The organism is Planotetraspora mira, from assembly GCF_016863275.1.
Classification (GTDB): Bacteria; Actinomycetota; Actinomycetes; order Streptosporangiales; family Streptosporangiaceae; genus Planotetraspora; species Planotetraspora mira.
The window spans coordinates 61799-80936 of sequence record NZ_BOOO01000008.1; the positions used below are offsets into that span (position 1 = coordinate 61799).

Consider the following 19138-nt stretch of genomic DNA (forward strand, 5'->3'; position numbering starts at 1 on the left):
GACCAAGCCTCCCAATCTGAACGGAACGGGACACGGTGAGCCCCGGCCGCCCGACATACTAAGGTAAGGATTACCTAACTACACAAGACCGTCCCGGGCTACAGTTAAGGCCTGCCTAACCTAAGGATGCTGAGTCGTTGGAGAGAGCCCGGTGACGCGGGACAAGGGGCTCCGCCCCGTCTTCCTCGCGGCGGTGCTCGCCGCCCTCCTCGTGGTGCTCTGCCTGCTGTCGATAGCACTCGGCGCGCTGAACATCCCGCTCGACCAGGTCGTCCGCACGCTGTTCGGCCACCCCGACAGCACGCGCGTGGAGAACGTCATCTGGTCGGTGCGGATCCCCCGCACGGCCCTCGGTCTCGCGGCCGGTGCGGCGCTCGGCCTGTCCGGCGCCCTCATGCAGGCACTCACCCGCAATCCGCTCGCCGACCCCGGGGTGCTCGGAGTCAGCGCGGGCGCCTCGTTCGCGATCGTCTTGTCGGTGGCGGTCCTGGGCGTCGGGTCGGTGTTGGGTTACATCTGGTTCGCCTTCGCGGGAGCGCTCGTGGCGAGCGTGCTCGTCTACCTGCTCGGCGGCCTGGGCCGTTCGGGGCAGACACCGGTGAAGCTGGCGCTGGCCGGAGTCGCCGTCACCTCGTTGCTCACCTCGCTCACCAGCGCGATCGCGTTGACCGATCCCGACGCGCTCAACCGCTACCGGTTCTGGAACGCGGGATCGCTCGCCGACAGGGACGGCGGCGTGGTGCTTCAGGTCCTGCCCTTCCTCATCGTGGGCGCCGTTCTGGCGTTGTCGAGCGCGCCCGCGCTCAACAGCCTCGCGCTCGGCGACGACGTGGCGGCCTCGCTCGGCCGGCGGCTCGGCCTGGTGCGGCTGCAGGGGGTGGCCGCGGTCACCTTGCTGACGGGAGGCGCGGTGGTGGCCATCGGGCCCGTCGTGTTCGTCGGGCTGGTGGTCCCGCATGTCGCACGGGTCCTCGCCCAGCAGGCCGGCATCGGCCCCGACCATCGGTGGCTGCTGCCGCTGTCGGCGGTGCTCGCACCCTGCCTGGTCCTCACCGCGGACGTCATCGGACGCCTCGTCGTCCGGCCGAGCGAGATCCAGGCGGGGGTCCTGGTCGCGTTCATCGGCGCGCCGTTCTTCATCGCCCTGGTGCGCCGCCGACGGCTCGCGGAGGTGTGAGCGTGACCCCGTCCCCATCTGTGCTCACGGGCTCCTCGCGGCGCACATTCCGGCTGGCCGTACCACCCGTCTCCGGTGTGCTGCGGCCCCGGCTCGTCGCGGTCTGCGTGACCCTCGCCGTCGGCGCCTTCCTGGTCTTCTGCTGGGGCGTCGCCATCGGCGACTACCCGGTCGGCCTGGCCGACGTGATGAAGGCGCTCGCCGGCTCGGGGGATCCCGGGACGCTGCTGGTCGTCAGAGAGCTGCGGTTGCCTCGCGCCATGGTCGGCCTGCTGGCGGGCGTCGCGTTCGCCCTGTCCGGCGCGCTGTTCCAGACCATGACCCGCAATCCGCTGGCCAGCCCGGACATGATCGGCATCATCGAGGGCGCGGGGACCGCGGTGGTGGCCGGCATCGTCCTCGGCTGGGACGGCGGTCTCAGCACCCAGGCGCTGGGCCTGCTCGGGGCCCTCGCCACCGCCCTGCTGGTCTACCTGCTGGCCTGGCGCCGCGGGACCACCGGCTACCGGATCATCCTGGTCGGCATCGGGGTCGCGTGGATGTGCACGAGCGCGACCGACTTCCTCATGGCGCGCGGCGGACGGTTCCAGGCGCAGGCCGCGCTGGGCTGGCTCGTCGGCAACCTCAACGGCCGCGACTGGGCCCAGGTGGGTCCGCTGGCCGTCACCATGGCCGCCCTGGTGCCGGCCGCGCTGCTGCTCGGCCGCTGGATGCGGACGCTCCAACTCGGCGACGACCTGGCCACGGGCCTCGGGACTCCGGTGCAAAGGGCCCGGCTCGCACTGCTGCTCGTCGGCGTCGGGCTGATCGCCTTCGCCACCGCCGCGGCGGGCCCGGTCGCGTTCGTCGCACTGGCGGCGCCGCAGATCGCACAGCGCCTGGCCGGTACGGCGTGGCCGCCGCTGGTGGCGTCCGGGCTGACCGGGGCGCTCGTCGTCCTGTCCGCCGACCTCATCGCGCGAACACTCATCCCCGGCACGGAACTTCCGGTCGGAATCGTCACCGGCGCCCTCGGCGCGCCGGTCCTGCTCTGGCTACTCATCCGCGCGAACCGCGCGGGCTCAGGAGGCTGAACGGATGTCGACCACAAGCCCGGACCTGCGGGCGAGCGGGCTGCGTCTGGCGTACGACGACCGGCTGATCGTCGACGACCTCGATCTGGCGGTCCCGCCCGGCCGGGTGACCGCCATCGTCGGCGCCAACGCCTGCGGCAAGTCGACGCTGCTGCGGGCACTGGCCCGGCTGCTCACGCCCCGCGGCGGTGCCGTACGGCTCGACGGGCGGGCGCTACAGTCCGTGCCGACGAGGGAGCTGGCCCAGCGCCTCGGCATCCTGCCGCAGTCTCCTGTGGCCCCGGAGGGCCTGACCGTCATCGACCTCGTCAGCCGCGGCCGGTCTCCCCACCAGACGTGGTGGCGGCAGTGGTCGGAGGCCGACGAGCGCGCCGTCGCCGGCGCGCTGGCCGCAACAGGACTGACCGGCCTCGCCGACCGTCTGGTCGACGAGTTGTCCGGCGGCCAGCGTCAGCGCGCCTGGATCGCGATGGCCGTGGCTCAGGGCACCGAGGTGCTGTTGCTGGACGAGCCGACCACCTACCTGGACCTGGCCCACCAGATCGACGTCCTGGACCTCGTCGCCGACCTCAACCGGCGCGAGAACCGCACGGTCGTGATGGTCCTGCACGACCTCAACCAGGCCTGTCGTTACGCCGATCACGTCGTCGCCATGAAGTCGGGCCGGATCGTGGCGGAGGGCGCGCCCGCCGACGTCATCACCGCCCAGTCGGTCGAGGAGGTCTTCGACCTGCGTTGTCAGGTGATGACGGATCCGGTCAGCGGCACGCCCCTGGTCATCCCGATGGGCCGCCACCACGACGGCGCGGCCCAGGAGACGGCGGACGGCGGCACGGAGGTCAGGGCCGGGCGGTGAGATAGCCGCCCATGGCCGTGAAGTAGTCGGCGGCCGCGTGCTCCGTGCCGTCGTCGGTGCGCAGCCGCCTGATGGCCAGTCCCCGCCTCCTGCCGTTCCTGGCGTCGGCGCCGGCGACGATGACCACGCCGTCGTCTTCGCGGATGAAGACGCGCCCCGGCGTCCCTCCGTACCGTGCCTCGGACACCGCCGCCGACACGATCCGGATCCGCTCGCCGTGGTGGTAGGTGAACGCGTTGGGGTACGGGTCGGACTGCGCGCGCACCAGGCGCTCCAGGTCCTCCGCCGGCCAGGTCCAGTCGATCCGGCTGTCCTCGAGTGACCGCTTGTGGAAGAAGCTCGCGTCGGCGCGATTCTGCGGGATCCACTCGGCACGCCCCGACGCGATGAGGTCGAGCCCGTCACGCACGATCGGGCCGATCAGGTCGACCGTACGGTGGAAGAGGTCGGTCGCGGTGTCCGCCGGCCCCACGGGCACGGCCCGTTGCAGCAGGATGTCGCCGGCGTCCAACTCGGCGTTCATGCGGTGGGCGGTGACGCCGACCTCGGCCTCCCCGTTGATGAGCGCCCAGATGAGCGGGGAGAAGCCGGCGTAGGCCGGCAGCAGCGAGTCGTGCACGTTGAGCGTGCCGTGCGGCGGGAGATCGAAGACCTCGGGGGGCAGCCAGGTCCGCCAGTTGTTGGCCACGATGATGTCCGGCGCCGCGTCCCGGATCGCGGCGAGCAGGTCGCCGTCGTCGGGCCGGTTGCGCAACAGCACCGGGACGCCGTGCTTGTCGGCGAGTTCCGCGACCGAGTCGTCCCAGATCTTCTCGTACGCGTGGTCGCTCTTGGGGTGGGTGACGACGAGCACCACCTCGTGGTCGGAGTCCAGCAGTGCCTGCAGCGTGCGATGGCCCCAGGTCTGGTAGCCGAACATGGCGACCCGCATGGTGTGAATCCTCTCCGTCAAAACCTGTTCTTGCAAGGTAAGGCTAACCTTATCTAGCATGTGGCCCGCTGAGGGAGGCGATGCCGCGGTGAAGACACTGCAGAGTGGTCCGGACACCATCTATGACGTCCTGGGGGTCGGCTTCGGGCCGTCGAATCTGGCGCTCGCGATAGCCGTGGAGGAGCACAACGCAGGACTGCCCGCAGGTGAGCGCATACGTGCCGGGTTCCTGGAGAAGCAGCCGCGCTTCGGCTGGCACCGGGGGATGCTCATCGACGACGCCACGATGCAGGTGTCCTTCCTGAAGGACCTGGTCACCATGCGCGACCCGACGAGTGACTACAGCTTCCTGTCCTACCTGCGGGAACAGGACAGGCTCGTGGACTTCCTCAACCAGAAGACCCTTTTCCCGCTGCGCGTCGAGTTCCACGACTACTTCGAGTGGGCCGCCGCCCGAGTGGGGCACCTGGTCGGGTACTCCTCGGAGGTGGTGGCCGTGGAACCGGTGACGACCGAGGACGGCGAGATCCGCTGGTTCGACGTCGTCAGCCGCGACCTGTCCGCCCCCGGGGGCACGGTCGTCCGGCGGGCCCGCAACATCTCCGTGGCCATCGGTCTCGAACCCCACCTGCCGCCGGGCACCGTCCTGTCCGAACGGGTCTGGCACAACAGCGAACTGATCCCGCGCGTCGCCGAACTGGCCGGCACCGGGGCTCCCGTCCGCCGGGCCATCGTCCTCGGCGCCGGGCAGAGCGCCGCCGAGGCGGTCGACTACCTGCACCGCACCTTCCCGGAGGCCGAGGTCTGCGCGGTCTTCGCCAAGTACGGTTACACCCCCGCGGACGACAGCCCGTTCGCCAACAGGATCTTCGACCCGGAAGCGGTCGACGTGTACTTCAACTCCCCGCCCGGCGTGAAGCAGTCACTCATCGACTATCACCGCGGCACCAACTACTCGGTGGTCGACATGGACCTCATCGAGTCGCTGTACGCGGCGATGTACCGCGAGAAGGTCCAGGGGCGCGAGCGCCTGCGCATGCTCAACGTCTCCCGCATCAGGGACGTCCGTCCCGTGGACAGCCGGCTGGACGTCACGGTGGAGTTCCTGCCGACCGGCGAGCGCGAGGTCCTCAGCTCCGACGTCCTGGTGCACGCGACGGGCTACCGCCCGCACGACATCGGCACGCTCCTCGGCGAGGCGGCCAAGCTCTGCCTGCGGGACGAGGAGGACGCCGTCCGCGTCGCCCGCGACCACCGCCTGGAACTGACCCCGGGCGTGACGGCGGGCATCTACCTCCAGGGCGGAACCGAGCACAGCCACGGTCTCACCTCGACCCTGCTGTCCACGACGGCCGTCCGGGCGGGCGAGATCCGCGACTCCCTGCTCACCCGCCGCCTCCCCCGGGCCTCCTGATCCTCAGGGCTACGGGGCTACGGCGGGGATCGCCGTCGCGACGTACGTCGCCCACGGGCTCGGCTCCGCGGGCGACGTCCGCCGCAGAGGAGTCGCGAGTGTCCGGTCGGCCGTGCGGCGTCGCACGCGGCCGACCGGAACGCCCGCCTCCCCGGCGACCGCGAACCGCTTACTGCTGCGCGCCGCCGATGGTGCACAGGGCATCGAGGTCGTTGCCGTGCTGGGTGACCCTGGTCTGGAGGTCCGCGGGCGGCGCCTCCTTGTTCTCGAGCGCCTTCACGAGCGAGTCGTAGTCCGACGCCAGTGCCGTCAGGGACTTGCGGACGTCGTCGCTGTTCGCCTTGGCGGCGGCCGCGTTGAGCTTGTCGACGGTGGTCCCGAGTTGCTTCTTCAGCGTCTCCGGGTCCGAGGAGAGGTTGGTGGCGTCCTCACTCAGGATCACGGCCTTACCCTCGGTGCAGCCCGGGTCGAGGATGGTGGCGGCGTTCTTGAAGACGGTGACGACCAGGGCGACACCGGCCACCATGGCGAGCAGCGAGATGATGATGCCCGCGATCGCCAGACCCTTGCCCTTCTGGCCGCGCCTGCCCGCCGTGACAAGGCCGATGATGCTGAGGATGAACCCGATCGGGGCGACGAAGAACGCCAGGATGAAGCCGGCGATGGAGAGCCCGTTCGTGGTCCTGGGCTGCGGCGCGGCGCCGGGGTCTGCGTACGGGTACGGAGACTGGGGCTGGTCGGGGAGAACCATTGTGTCGTCCATTCGAGATGATTCGGTGATCCGGGGCGCACCGGGGGGACGCGGATCAGCGACGGGCGCCCCTGCGCCGCTGATCGGGGTTGCCTGACGCCCCTCACTGCTCGCAGGATGTCGAGCGGCTGGGCGATAAAGAGCCGTTGATGTCACATCGTTGCCAAATGGGCCCATATGGACACCATTTTGATGACAGGACGTGACATCCCTGGGATGTCAGCGAACGGATCCCGCTGAACCTGCCCGGCTCACCGCGCGAGCCGGTGAGCATGAGGAACACCAGCGCCGGCATATCCGGCATTCGCCCGGTGGCAGTTCATCCGAACCTCTCTCACGTTCTCGCATCCGCCGGCGTCATACCGCGAACACGATTCCGAGGAGTCGGGTCGAATGCGGCCGGAGCGCGACTTTACTGATACGACCTCTACGGGACAAGTCACGCATCAGCCATGTACTTCCGCGGATGAATACGTGGTGAAGAGTTGCCGAACCAGACCCCGCACGCCCCCTCCGTCGCCTAGCGGACCACGCCATATCCGCACGGTTCGGGACCTACTCCGCTGATCTCAACGTCTTGGGCACGTAGCCATGAAAACGATGATCTATCACTTCGGTCTCCGGACCTACACATACCGGCCGCGAGTCCTGCCATATAGTTAGTTGACATTAGGTAACTAGTTGCGGAGTGCCGAGGGGGCTGGCCGATGACGGCTGACGGAACGCTCGAGTCCACGTCGAAGCGCAGGTGGGGCGGTGCGCCACGGATCGACTCCGATCATCCCCACTACAAGTGGGTGGCCCTGTCCAACACGACATTGGGCACGCTGATCGCCACCATCAACAGCTCGATCGTGCTGATCTCGCTTCCGGCGATCTTCAACGGGATACGGCTCGACCCCTTGGAGCCCGGCAACGTCAGTTACCTGCTCTGGATGCTGATGGGCTACATGCTGGTCAGCGCCGTCCTCGTGGTCAGTCTGGGCCGGCTCGGCGACATCTTCGGCCGGATCAAGATCTACAACGCCGGTTTCCTGCTGTTCACGCTGACCTCGATCGCGCTGTCGCTGGATCCGTACCACGGGGGCGCGGGCGCGCTCTGGCTGATCGGCTGGCGCGTCGCCCAGGCGATCGGCGGCTCGATGCTGATGGCGAACTCGGCGGCGATCATCACCGACGCGTTCCCCGCCCGGCAGCGCGGCATGGCGCTCGGCGTGAACATCGTGGCCGGCATCGCGGGCTCGTTCATCGGCCTCGTGCTGGGCGGCCTGCTCGCCGAGTGGAACTGGCGGTCGATCTTCTGGATCAACGTGCCGATCGGCATCGTGGGGACCATCTGGGCCTACCGCTCGCTGCACGACACCGGCGTGCGCAGGCCCGCGAAGATCGACTGGTGGGGCAACGTCACCTTCGCCGTCGGGCTCACCGCGCTGCTCGCCGGGATCACGTACGGCATCCAGCCGTACGGAGGGAACACGATGGGCTGGACGAACCCCTGGGTGCTCACGGGCATGATCGGCGGCGTCGTCCTGCTCGCGCTCTTCTGCTACATCGAGACCCGGGTCACCGACGCCATGTTCCCGCTCAAGCTGTTCCGGAACGCGGTCTTCGCCGGCGGCAACGCCGCGACCCTGCTGGGATCGATCGGGCGCGGCGGCCTCCAGTTCATGCTGATCATCTGGTTGCAGGGGATCTGGCTGCCCCTGCACGGCTACAACTACGAGGACACTCCCCTGTGGGCCGGCATCTACCTGCTGCCGCTCACGGTCGGGTTCCTGGCCGCGGGGCCGCTCGCGGGTTACCTGTCCGACAGGTTCGGCGCGCGCCTGTTCGCGGCGAGCGGGCTCGTGCTCATGGCGGTGTCGTTCCTCGGCCTGCTGGCGCTGCCGACGGACTTCGACTACTGGGCCTTCGCGGCACTGATCTTCCTCAACGGCCTCAGCGGCGGCCTGTACGCCGCGCCCAACACGTCCCTGATCATGTCGGCCGTGCCCGCGGAGGCCCGCGGCGCCGCGTCCGGGATGCGGGCCACCTTCCAGAACGCCGGCATGGTGTTGTCGATCGGCGTCTTCTTCTCCCTGATGGTGGCCGGCCTCGCGAGTTCGCTGCCGCACACGCTCAGCACGGGTCTCACCGCGCAGGGAGTCCCCGCCGCGTCGGCGAACGCGATCGCCGCGCTGCCCCCGGTGGGCACCCTGTTCGCCGCCTTCCTCGGCTACAACCCCATCCAGCAACTCCTCGGCCCGCAGACGCTGGGCCAGTTGCCGGCGGCCAACGCGCACGCCCTCACCGGCAGAGAGTTCTTCCCCAACCTGATCTCCGGCCCGTTCCACGACGGACTGGTGGTGGTGTTCTGGCTCGCGATCGTCATCTCGCTCATCGCGGCGGCCGCCTCCCTCGTCCGCGGGCGCGACGGTGCGCAATCCCAGCCCGATAGCGTTGGCGGCCAGAGTCCCGCGCGCGTGGGCTGAGAGCACGCGGGCTGACGGGCCGTCACGGTCCCACCCGTACGGCGGGCGCATTGGATGTCCCGATCTGTGGGTGTATGGACCGGGCGGCCCAGCCCGTACGGTAGGGACCGTACGGGAGTCGGCAGAGGACCGGAGGAACGATGGGTGACCCGACCGGGCAGCACACCCGGCAGGCCACAGGCGGGGATCTCGACCCGGAGGAGGTGGGCAGGCTCCGGCTGGTGATCGCCCGGCTGCACCGCCAGATGGCCCAGGCCTCCGGCAGCCAGGACCTCACCTTCGCCCAGTTGTCGGCCCTCGCGCGGATCGAGCAGCGCGGGCCGATCCGCCTGGGCGAGCTGGCCACACGGGAGGGCGTCTCCGCGCCGTCCATGACCCGGACCATCACGCCCCTGTCGGCGGCCGGGCTCATCGGCAAGGCCGCCGACCCCGAGGACGGCCGGTCGTTCCTGGTGGACATCACGGCGAACGGCAGGAAGACCCTCGCGCGCATCCGCAGGGAGCGGTCGGCGCTGCTCAACCGGCGCATCGACCGGCTGGACCGGGAACAGCGCGAGGCGCTCGCGGCGGCGATCCCGATCCTCGAGATCCTCGTGGACGAGTCGGCCGAACGATCCTGACCGGATTCCCCGGGCCTCCCTCCTCCACCCGTCGGCTGATCCACGCTTGAGACTCCCCGGCCTCCGGCCGGTCGATCTATGCTCGAGCCCATGAACTCAGGCGAACGCGCCCTGTCGCACGAGGACCGCTGCTCGCTCCTCAGCGCCGAGATCGACCGGTTGGTGGACGGCGTGCGGGGCGGCGACCCCGTGGCCGAGGTCTCCACCTGCCCCGGGTGGACCCTGACGAGGCTGCTGAAGCACGTCGGCGTCGTTCACCGCTGGGTGCGCCATCTCGTCGCCGAGCGGGTCACCGAGCCCCTGTGGCCGCGCGACCTCCCGGTCACCATGCCCGGCGACCCCGGCGCGTACCCGGACTGGCTGGCGGAGGGAGGCGCCGACCTGGTCGCCGCATTGCGGGCCGCTGATCCCGGCACTGCGGTGTGGTCGTGGAGCGCGCGGCCCGATGCGGGTTTCTGGACTCGGCGGATGTTGCACGAGACCACGGTCCACCGCGCCGACGCCGAACTGGCCCTCGGCCGCGATCCTCACATCGAGGCCGGGACGGCCGCCGACGGCGTCGACGAGTTCCTCGCCAACATCAAGATGGCCCCGTGGATGACCGAGCCCCTGCGGGAACTGGCCGGGGCCGGGGAGACCCTCCACATCCACGCCACCGACGCCCCCGGTCGCGGCGCCGACGCCGCCGGTGCGGGCGTCCCCGGCGGCCACCCGCACGACCGTGACTCCGGCGAGTGGACGATCACGCTGAGCCCCGGCGCGTTCACGTGGACGCGCGGCCACGGCAAGGGCGACGTCGCCGTACGCGGGCCGATGAGCGATCTCCTGCTCCTGCTGTACGGCCGCCGGGAGCCGTCCGACGGGCGCTTCGAGGTGTTCGGCGACCGCGACCTGCTCGCCCACTGGCTGGCGAAGACCGCCCTCTGAGACATCCCTGGGGGCGCCGTCTGAGACACCCCCGGAAGCACCCGGGGCTCAGTCGAGCTTCTCCGGCGGCCCCGGAACCATCCGGCATTGGTGGTCGCCCGTCTCGAGGCACTCCGCGCATGCCACCCGGCCATCCAGATGCCCGTCGCAGACGCGTCGTTCACGGGTGTGGAAGCAGCCGCACGAGAAGACGGCGGACCAGGTCGCGATCGCGTCGCAGGTGCCTCCATACGGATGATTGATCACTTCACACCGAGGCGTCCTCGGCCGGGCGTGTTCCGGAGTTTCGGACATCGGGGCTGGGCTCCCTCGCTCGGACTATGGCGAGCATCGTGCGTGCCGGCCCGAGCCGTCCAGGTCATCGCGAATTCCCCTGGCGTCCCAACCCTGCCCGCGTGGACGGGCCGGTCGACGATGTCGGTGAACCCTTTATCCCATCTCAACGCCATATAAGAGGTATGCGCGCTTTGCGTACCAATGGGTGGACTGTGGGTATAGGTGCCGAGAGGAATGTCCGGGGCAGGCCCCGCCTCTCATCCCGGCGGGACGGCGAGAGGGGGCACCGTGAACGAGCGACCGGGCCAGGTCTTGGTGCTGTACGGCATCACCGGGGACCTCGCCAGGAAACTGGTCCTCCCCGCGCTGTACCGCCTGACCCTCCACAAGAAGCTCGACCTGCCGATCGTCGGCGTCGCCCACGGCCACCTGGATCACGATCAGCTCCGGCGGCACGTGCACGACAGCGTCGCCGCCGCATGCGGGCAGGTCGACGAGGCGGCCGCGGAGTCGCTCGTCTCCCGGATCGAACTGGTCTCCGGCGAACTCGCCGACCACGCCACCTACGAAAACGTCGGCCGGGCCATCGGCGACCGGGGATTCGCCGTCCATTACCTGGCCGTGCCGCCCTCCCTGTTCGCGCAGATAGCCGAGGGGCTGGACGCGGCGGGCCTCACCGCCGACGCGCGACTGGTGGTGGAGAAACCGTTCGGCGACGACCTCGAGTCCGCCGAGCGCCTCAATGAGGAGCTCCATCGGCACTTCCCCGAGGAGCGGTTGTTGCGGGTCGACCACTTCCTCGGCAAGGACGCCGTCGAGAACCTCCTGATGTTCCGCTTCGCCAACAGCATCCTCGAGCCGGTCTGGAACCGCGCCCACGTCGCCTCCGTCCAGATCACGATGGCCGAGTCGTTCGACGTCGCCGACCGGGGCAGGTTCTACGACGCGGTCGGGACCGTCAGGGACGTCGTGCAGAACCACCTGCTCCAGGTGCTGGCCTACCTGGCGATGGACCCGCCGTCCGACGTCGGCGCCGAGGCCGAGCGCGACGAGAAGCGGCGGCTGCTGTGCGCGGTGCGGGCGATCGACCCCGGCGAGACGGTGCGCGGGCAGTACGCGGGCTACCTGGACACTCCGGGAGTCGCCGCGGGGTCGACGACGGAGACGTACGTGGCGACACGGCTCTGGATCGACAACTGGCGCTGGGCCGACGTCCCCTTCCTCATCAGGGCGGGCAAGGCGCTCGCGGTCACCACCACCGAGATAGCCGTCGAGTTCCGCAGGCCGCCGCGCGTCCTGTTCCTGTCCCGCGACTGCGAACGTCCCGCGCCCAACGTCGTGCGGTTCCGGCTCCAGCCCGGCCCGGGGGTGACGTTCAGCCTGCTCGCCAAGGATCCGAACACCCCCGTGGGCACCCGCGAGGTGAACGTCTCGGTCGACTTCGCCAGCCAGTTGGGCTACACCGAGAGTGCCTACGAGCGGATCTTCATCGGCGCGCTCTCCGGAGATCCGCGGCTGTTCGCCCGTGAGGACACCGTCGAGGAGGCCTGGCGCATCGTCGATCCCATCCTCGACGCCAAGGCTCCGCCGGAGCCGTACGAACGCGGCAGCTGGGGGCCTGCCGCGGCGGACCGGCTCGCCCCAGGCGGCCGCTGGCTACCGACCGAGGTGCGCCCATGACCGACCTCGACACGCTGTCGATCAACACCATCCGCGGTCTGTGCGTCGATGCCGTGCAGAAGGCGAACTCCGGGCACCCCGGCACCCCGCTCGACATCGCGCCCGTGGCGTACACGCTGTGGCAGCGCTTCCTGAGGTTCGATCCGGCCAACCCGATCTGGCCGAACCGCGACCGTTTCGTGCTCTCGGAGGGCCACGCCTCGGCCCTGCTGTGGTCCCTGCTCCACCTGAGCGGCGTACGCGCCGTCGATCCCGACTACGAGATCCTCGGCCGTCCGGCCGTCACGCTCGAGGACCTCAAGACGTTCCGCCAGCTCGGGTCGCACGCGCCGGGGCACCCCGAATACCGGCTGACCAGCGGCGTCGAGACGACCACCGGCCCGCTCGGCCAAGGCGTGGCGACGTCGGTCGGCATGGCGATCGCGGGCAGGTGGCTGGGCGCGCGCTACAACCGGAAAGGGTTCCCGCTGTTCGACTTCGACGTGTACGCGCTGGCGGGCGACGGCTGCATGATGGAGGGCGTCTCGTCGGAGGCCGCCTCGCTCGCGGGTCATCTGGGCCTGGCGAAGCTGTGCTGGATCTACGACTCCAACCGGGTGACGATCGAGGGCCGCACCGGGATCACCTTCACCGAGGACGTCGCCGCCCGCTTCATCGCGTACGGCTGGAACGTCACGACGGTGTCGGACGCGAACGACCTCAACCAGGTGAGCCGCGCCCTGCACGCGTTCAGGGCCGAGCACGAGCGGCCCACCCTCGTGGTGGTCCACAGCCACATCGGCTACGGCTCCCCCGTCGAGGACACCCCGAAGGCCCACGGGGAACCGCTCGGGCCCGACGGCGTCAGGGCGGCGAAACGCTTCTTCGGCCTGCCGGAGGACGCCGACTTCCACGTCCCGCCGGAGGTCTATGAGTGTTTCGCCCGGGGCATCGGCGAACGCGGGGCCAAGGCGAGGAGCGCCTGGGAGACGACCCTCGCGGCGTACCGGGACGTGCATCCCGACCTCGCCGACGAACTCGACCGGATCCAGCGCAGGGAGCTTCCCGACGGATGGGAGGAGGCCCTGCCCGTCTTCCCGGCCGACCCCAAGGGCCTCGCCACCCGAGACTCCTCCGGCCACGTGCTCAACGCGCTCGCGCAGGCGATCCCGTGGCTGCTGGGCGGGTCCGCCGACCTTTCGCCCTCGACGAAGACACACCTGTCCTTCGAGGGCGCCGGCGACTTCCAACCAGGCGAGCCGGGCGGGCGCAACCTCCATTTCGGTGTGCGGGAACACGCGTCCGCCGCCGCCGCGAACGGCATGGCCCTCACCAAGCTCCGCCCGTTCTGGTCGGGCTTCCTGATCTTCTCCGACTACGCGCGGGGGGCCATCCGGTTGTCGGCGCTCATGGAGATCCCGGTTCTGCACATCTTCACGCACGACTCGATCGGCGTCGGCGAGGACGGGCCCACGCACCAGCCGGTCGAGCAACTGGCCTCGCTGCGCGCGATGCCCGGTCTGCTGGTCTTCCGGCCGGCCGACGCGAACGAGGTGGTGGAGACCTGGCGGATCGTGGCGGGACTGCGGCACGAGCCTGCCGCGCTGGTCCTGTCCCGGCAGGCGCTGCCCACGCTCGACCGGTCCCGGTACGGCGCCGCCTCCGGGGTGGCGAAGGGCGCCTACATTCTGGCGGAGGCGCCCTCGGGCGATCCGGACGTCATCATCCTCGCCACGGGTTCCGAGGTGTCGATCGCCCTCGCCGCCCGCGACGACCTGGCCGAGGAGGGCATCGGCGCCCGCGTGGTGAGCATGCCGTGCTGGGAGCTGTTCGACCGCCAGCCCAGGGAGTACCGCGACGAGGTCCTGCCGCCGGCGGTGAAGGCCAGGGTGGCGGTCGAGCAGGCCTCGACCCTCGGCTGGGACCGCTACGTCGGCGACGGGGGCGTCGTCGTCGGCATGCACACCTTCGGCGCCTCCGCGCCTCTCAAGCAGTTGCTCACGAAATTCGGCTTCACTCCGGAACGCGTGGCGGGGATCGCCCGCGACCTCGTGGGGGGCACGCGTGTGTCCGATGCGGATCCCGGGTGAGCGGCGGACCGAACGCATGGGGAAGGATGCAATCACTGAGAAATCTCGCAGCGACCGCCCGCGCGGCGGCCACCTCGCCAGCGACCGGAGGAATTACCGATGTCCACCACCCCGCTCCGTGACCGCGCCTCCTGGAAGGCGCTCGAGCGGCACCACGCCGAGATCAGCGGCCGCCACCTGCGTGAGCTGTTCGCCGAGGACCCCGGGCGGGGCGAGCGCATGTCCGCGGAAGCGGCCGGGCTGTATCTCGACTACTCGAAGAACCGCGTCACCGACGAGACGATGGGCCTGCTGGCCGATCTCGCGCGGGAGTCGGAGGTGGAGCGGCGCAGGGACCTGATGTTCCAGGGCGAAAAGATCAACACCTCCGAGGGAAGGTCGGTGCTCCACGTCGCGCTCCGGATGCCGCGGGACGCCTCGCTCGTCATCGACGGAACCGACGTCGTCGCCGAGGTCCACGACGTCCTCGACCGGATGGCCGACTTCGCCCGCCACGTCCGGTCGGGCCAGTGGAAGGGCCACACGGGCAAGCCCATCAAGAACATCGTCAACATCGGCATCGGCGGCTCCGACCTCGGGCCCGTCATGGCCTACGAGGCGCTGCGCCATTACACCAAGCGCGACCTGACGTTCCGTTTCGTCTCGAACGTCGACTCGACCGACTTCGCCGAGGCGACCCACGACCTGTTCGCCGACGAGACGTTGTTCATCGTCTCGTCCAAGACGTTCGGCACGCTGGAGACGCTCACCAACGCCCACTCCGCGCGTGACTGGGTCGTCGCCCAGTTGGGCACCGACGAGGCGGTCGCGCGGCACTTCGTCGCGGTCTCCACGAACGCCGAGCGCGTCGCGGAGTTCGGCATCGACACCGCCAACATGTTCGGCTTCTGGGACTGGGTCGGCGGCCGGTACTCGATGGACTCGGCCATCGGCCTGTCGACGATGCTCGCCATCGGGCCCGAGCACTTCGCCGAGATGCTGGCGGGCTTCCACGAGATGGACGAGCACTTCCGCACGGCGCCGCTCGCGGAGAACCTGCCGGTGATCATGGGGTTGCTCTCCGTGTGGTACGTGAACTTCTTCGGCGTGCAGAGCATCGGCGTCATGCCGTACGAGCAGTATCTGAAGCGGTTCCCCGCCTACCTCCAGCAGCTCACCATGGAGTCGAACGGCAAGCACGTGACGCTGGACGGCCGGGCGGTCGACTACGACACCGGCCCCGTCTACTGGGGCGAGCCGGGCACGAACGGCCAGCACAGCTTCTACCAGCTCATCCACCAGGGCACGCGGCTGATCCCCGTCGACCTGATCGGTTTCGGGAAGAGCCTCAACCCGCTGGGCGACCACCACGACCTGCTGATGGCCAACGTCTTCGCGCAGGCGCAGGCCCTCGCCTTCGGCAAGACCGAGGAGGAGGTCAGGGCCGAGGGCACCCCGGACCACGTGGTGCCGCACCGGGTCATGGAGGGCAACCGGCCGACCAACGTGCTGCTCGCCGAACGGCTCACCCCCCACCTGCTCGGGGCACTGGTGGCGCTCTACGAGCACATCGTCTTCGTCCAGGGGACGATCTGGGGCGTCGACTCCTTCGACCAGTGGGGCGTGGAGCTCGGCAAGGTGCTCGCCGGCCAGATCGCCCCGGAACTGCTGAGCGACGAGGAGCCCGAACTCGCCCACGACTCGTCCACCGACACCCTCATCCGCCGATACCGGGGGCTCAAGTAGGCCCCACCTGAGCCCGGCGAAGCCCGGGCGCGATGCTCGGGGCGGCCCGGGCGGGACGCTCGGACTTCGCCGGGCGCGACGCTCGGGCAAGACCCGGGCGGGACGGGAGGAGCAATGGCGACGGACAGGCCCATGCAGCTCGGCATGATCGGCCTCGGCCGGATGGGGGCCAACCTCGTCCGCCGGCTCATGCGGGACGGCCATCGCTGTGTCGTCTACGACGTCGACGAGAGCGCCGTGCGCGGACTCGAAGGCGAGGGCGCCACCGGCGCCACCTCCCTCCAGGACTTCGTGGCCAAGCTGGACAGGCCGCGGGCGATCTGGCTCATGCTGCCCGCGGCCGTCGTCGAGCCGATGCTCGGCAAGCTCACCGATCTGCTCGACGAGGACGACGTCGTGATCGACGGCGGCAACTCCTACTACCGGGACGACATCGCCCGGGCCAAACGGCTCGCCGCGAAGCGCATCCACTACGTCGACTGCGGCACGTCAGGCGGGGTCTGGGGCCTCGATCGCGGGTACTGCCTCATGATCGGTGGCCAGGCCGCGGCGGTCGAGCGGCTTGATTCGATCTTCCGTACGATCGCGCCCGGCGCCGGCGGCGTGGAACCCACGCCGAGCAGGGCCAAGAGCGATGGGACCGCCGCGGAGGGCTACCTTCACTGTGGTTCCAGCGGCGCGGGGCACTTCGTGAAGATGATCCACAACGGCGTCGAGTACGGAATGATGGGCGCGATCGCCGAGGGCCTGTCCATCATCCGCCACGCCAACGTGGGCAAGCAGGGCCGCGAGATCGACGCCGAGACGGCGCCGCTCCGCGACCCCGAGGCGTACCAGTACGACATCGACGTCGCCGAGGTCGCGGAGGTCTGGCGCCGCGGCTCCGTCATCTCGTCGTGGCTCGTCGACCTGCTCGCCGACGCGCTCGCCCGCTCGCCCCAACTCGACGGCTTCGAGGGGCGCGTCTCCGACTCCGGCGAGGGCCGCTGGACGGTGGACGCGGCGATCGACGAGGGCGTCCCCGCCCCGGTCATCACGGCGGCCCTCATCGAGCGCTTCGAATCGCGCGGGCTCGGGCAGTTCACCGACGCGGCCCTGTCCGCGATGCGCAGCGAGTTCGGCGGCCACGCCGAAAAACCCACCCGCCCCACCCCTCCGGCGTGATCATGCACACCTTCGGCAAAAGCACGCGTGACCTGCCCCAACCCCGGGCGTGATCATGCACACATTCGGTCACGGCATCACTGACCTGGCCAAACCCCATCCGTGATCATGCACACTTTCCGCGACAGTGTCGCCGACCTGCTCAGATCTCTTCCGTGATCATGCACTGGCGGTATCGCAGGAGACGAGATCCGGGCGATCCCGGAGAAATGTCGGAGCGCTCTGGTACATGTAAAGCCATGGGTGTGACCGTCGACGAGTTCCTGAAGATGCTGGGCGATCTCCCTGAGGTCAAGCTGAGCGACAGCGACAGCTGGATCGCGCTGAAGGTGCGGGGCAAGGGCTTCGGCTACCTGTGGGAGCGGACCGAGACCGTGGGCCTCAAGGCGACGATCGAGGAGCAGATCGCGCTGGTGGCCGAGCGCCCCGACGTGTTCGAGGTCCAGTTCACCACGGGCAGATTCGGCTGGGTCGTCGTGCATCTGGCGAAGATCGATCGGGAGGAGCTGTTCGAGCTCGTCACCGAGGCATGGTGCCTGACCGCCCCCAAACAACTCGTCACCGCCCACGAATCCCGCCGCTGACCCTCCATCTCTCCCCGGCGTGATCATGCATACATTCGGGAAAACCGCCCCCGACCAGCCCCGACCTTGTTCGTGATCATGCACACATTCGGGAAAACCGCCCCCGACTAGCCCCGACATCGGGCGTGATCATGCACAGGTTCGGCGGAACCCCCTCCGACCTGCTTGAATCCACCCCATGATCACGCACAGGTTCGGTCGCATTGCCTCCGACCAGCAACAATGCCATCCGTGATCATGCAGGAATTCGTGGCTGAGATGCCGGACTCCCCACGTCGACGGTTAGTGATCCACGCACGCGACACGTACGTGCATGATCACCGAGCCATTCAGCCCAGGTCAGAGCCGCATTCCCCGAACCTGTGCATGATCACGAACAACAAAGCGCCACGTCAAGGCAGCCTTCACCGAATGCGTGCATGATCACGGCCCAAGATGTGGCCGGTCAGGGACACTTCTGTCGAACCTGTGCATGATCACGCTTCCTGGCTGTGCGTCACGCTCTGGTCATGCTCACACCCTGGTCACGGTGACGCCTGCCTCGGTGAGACGAGCCGCAGCGTCATCGGACAGCCCGTCGTCGGTGATCAAGGTGTCGATCGCGTCGATCGCGCAGATCCGCGCGAACGCCCGGCGGCCGACCTTGGACGCGTCTGCGACGACCACCACGCGGCCGGCCCGCTCGATGAGCTGGCTGTTGACGCTCGCCTCCCCCTCGTGATGCGCGGTCGCCCCCGCGTCGACGTCGATCGCGTCGACCCCGAGGAAGGCGACGTCGATCGCCACCTGCTCCAGCACCCCCGACGCCAGCGGGCCGATCAGCTCGTATGACTGCGGCCGGGCCACCCCGCCGGTGACCACGATCTTCACGTGCTGGCGGACGGTCAACTCCGCCGCGATGTTCAGCGCATTGGTGACGATCGTGAAGCCGACCTCCGGATCCGCCACCGTGGCCAGCGCTCGCGCCACCTCCGAGGTGGTCGTGCCACCGTTCATCCCGACCACGGCGCCCGGCTCCACCAGGGCCGCGGCCGCCTTGGCGATGCGCTGCTTCTCCCCCGCGTGCCTGGCCGTCTTGTACCGCAGGGGGAGGTCGTAGCTCACACTCTGGGTGACCGCGCCGCCCCGCGTCCGCATCAGCAACTGCTGGCCCGCCAGTTCGTCGAAATCACGCCGGATCGTCGCGGTGGAGACCTCCAGCGACTGCGCGGCCTGCTCGACCGACAACCGGCCCTCCTCCGCGAGGAGTTCGAGGATGGCGTTCCACCGCTCGTACCTGCTCACCGTGCCTCACCCTGCCTACTCACGCTGCCCCGCCTCCCGGCGCACCCGCCGCGCAACAGCCTGGCACACACACCGGATCCCACCCCCAGCTCTGCACAAAGCTGTTCAATAATGCTATGAAATATGCAGAAACGAA

15 protein-coding genes are annotated in these 19138 nt (G+C 69.5%); 12 read left to right on the forward strand and 3 right to left on the reverse strand.

All coding sequences use genetic code 11. The features are described 5' to 3' along the window. The first annotated feature begins 151 nt into the window (after nucleotides 1-151). Genes Pmi06nite_RS07510 through Pmi06nite_RS07520 form a run of 3 tightly spaced genes read left to right on the forward strand, consistent with a single transcriptional unit; the run spans nucleotide 152 to nucleotide 3106 of the window. The gene (locus Pmi06nite_RS07510; RefSeq protein ID WP_203952152.1) at nucleotides 152-1177 is read left to right on the forward strand and encodes a FecCD family ABC transporter permease; all 1026 of its coding nucleotides are present in this window, start codon (nucleotides 152-154) and stop codon (nucleotides 1175-1177) included. Between the two features lie 2 nt (nucleotides 1178-1179). Continuing rightward, entirely contained in the window at nucleotides 1180-2250 is a 1071-nt protein-coding gene (locus Pmi06nite_RS07515) for a FecCD family ABC transporter permease (protein ID WP_239113744.1), read from the forward strand. 4 nt (nucleotides 2251-2254) lie between these two features. Next, complete coding sequence (locus tag Pmi06nite_RS07520) at nucleotides 2255-3106, forward strand: ABC transporter ATP-binding protein (protein ID WP_203952154.1); 852 nt, start codon at nucleotides 2255-2257, stop codon at nucleotides 3104-3106. Here the strand turns inward: Pmi06nite_RS07520 and Pmi06nite_RS07525 are convergent. Then, entirely contained in the window at nucleotides 3090-4037 is a 948-nt protein-coding gene (locus tag Pmi06nite_RS07525) for a methionyl-tRNA formyltransferase (RefSeq protein ID WP_203952155.1), read from the reverse strand. The two genes, Pmi06nite_RS07520 and Pmi06nite_RS07525, sit on opposite strands and share 17 nt — an antisense overlap. An 88-nt stretch (nucleotides 4038-4125) precedes the next feature. Between Pmi06nite_RS07525 and Pmi06nite_RS07530 the strand changes: the two genes are divergently transcribed. Continuing rightward, nucleotides 4126-5451 (forward strand): lysine N(6)-hydroxylase/L-ornithine N(5)-oxygenase family protein, encoded by a 1326-nt coding sequence (locus tag Pmi06nite_RS07530; protein WP_239113745.1) that lies wholly within the window; start codon nucleotides 4126-4128, stop codon nucleotides 5449-5451. Nucleotides 5452-5620: 169 nt separating this feature from the next. Here Pmi06nite_RS07530 and Pmi06nite_RS07535 read toward each other — a convergent pair whose 3' ends face one another. Beyond that, nucleotides 5621-6214 carry a DUF4190 domain-containing protein gene (locus tag Pmi06nite_RS07535; RefSeq protein WP_203952157.1) on the reverse strand — a complete coding sequence of 198 codons (594 nt, stop codon included), beginning with the start codon at nucleotides 6212-6214 and terminating at the stop codon, nucleotides 5621-5623. Nucleotides 6215-6909: 695 nt separating this feature from the next. On the opposite strand from Pmi06nite_RS07535, the gene Pmi06nite_RS07540 reads away from it, so the two are divergent. From Pmi06nite_RS07540 to Pmi06nite_RS07575, 8 genes are all read left to right on the forward strand, one after another. Then, the gene (locus Pmi06nite_RS07540; RefSeq protein WP_203952158.1) at nucleotides 6910-8673 is read left to right on the forward strand and encodes an MFS transporter; all 1764 of its coding nucleotides are present in this window, start codon (nucleotides 6910-6912) and stop codon (nucleotides 8671-8673) included. Between the two features lie 140 nt (nucleotides 8674-8813). Beyond that, entirely contained in the window at nucleotides 8814-9293 is a 480-nt protein-coding gene (locus Pmi06nite_RS07545; protein WP_203952159.1) for a MarR family winged helix-turn-helix transcriptional regulator, read from the forward strand. Between the two features lie 90 nt (nucleotides 9294-9383). Continuing rightward, complete coding sequence (locus tag Pmi06nite_RS07550; protein ID WP_203952160.1) at nucleotides 9384-10220, forward strand: maleylpyruvate isomerase family mycothiol-dependent enzyme; 837 nt, start codon at nucleotides 9384-9386, stop codon at nucleotides 10218-10220. A 564-nt stretch (nucleotides 10221-10784) separates the two neighbouring features. Further along, nucleotides 10785-12176, forward strand: a complete 1392-nt coding sequence (gene zwf, locus Pmi06nite_RS07555; protein ID WP_203952161.1) for a glucose-6-phosphate dehydrogenase — start codon at nucleotides 10785-10787, stop codon at nucleotides 12174-12176. After that, nucleotides 12173-14245 carry a transketolase gene (tkt, locus tag Pmi06nite_RS07560; RefSeq protein ID WP_203952162.1) on the forward strand — a complete coding sequence of 691 codons (2073 nt, stop codon included), beginning with the start codon at nucleotides 12173-12175 and terminating at the stop codon, nucleotides 14243-14245. The genes zwf and tkt overlap by 4 nt, the downstream gene beginning before the upstream one ends. A gap of 99 nt (nucleotides 14246-14344) precedes the next feature. Beyond that, complete coding sequence (gene pgi, locus Pmi06nite_RS07565) at nucleotides 14345-15970, forward strand: glucose-6-phosphate isomerase (RefSeq protein ID WP_203952163.1); 1626 nt, start codon at nucleotides 14345-14347, stop codon at nucleotides 15968-15970. 114 nt (nucleotides 15971-16084) lie between these two features. Next, entirely contained in the window at nucleotides 16085-17134 is a 1050-nt protein-coding gene (gene gnd / locus Pmi06nite_RS07570; RefSeq protein WP_239113746.1) for a phosphogluconate dehydrogenase (NAD(+)-dependent, decarboxylating), read from the forward strand. 239 nt (nucleotides 17135-17373) lie between these two features. Then, a complete protein-coding gene (locus tag Pmi06nite_RS07575) occupies nucleotides 17374-17718 on the forward strand; it encodes an MmcQ/YjbR family DNA-binding protein (RefSeq protein WP_203952164.1) in 345 nt (114 codons plus the stop codon). Between the two features lie 513 nt (nucleotides 17719-18231). On the opposite strand, the gene Pmi06nite_RS07580 is transcribed toward Pmi06nite_RS07575, so the two are convergent. Beyond that, nucleotides 18232-19002, reverse strand: a complete 771-nt coding sequence (locus Pmi06nite_RS07580) for a DeoR/GlpR family DNA-binding transcription regulator (protein WP_203952165.1) — start codon at nucleotides 19000-19002, stop codon at nucleotides 18232-18234. Nucleotides 19003-19138: the final 136 nt, after the last annotated feature.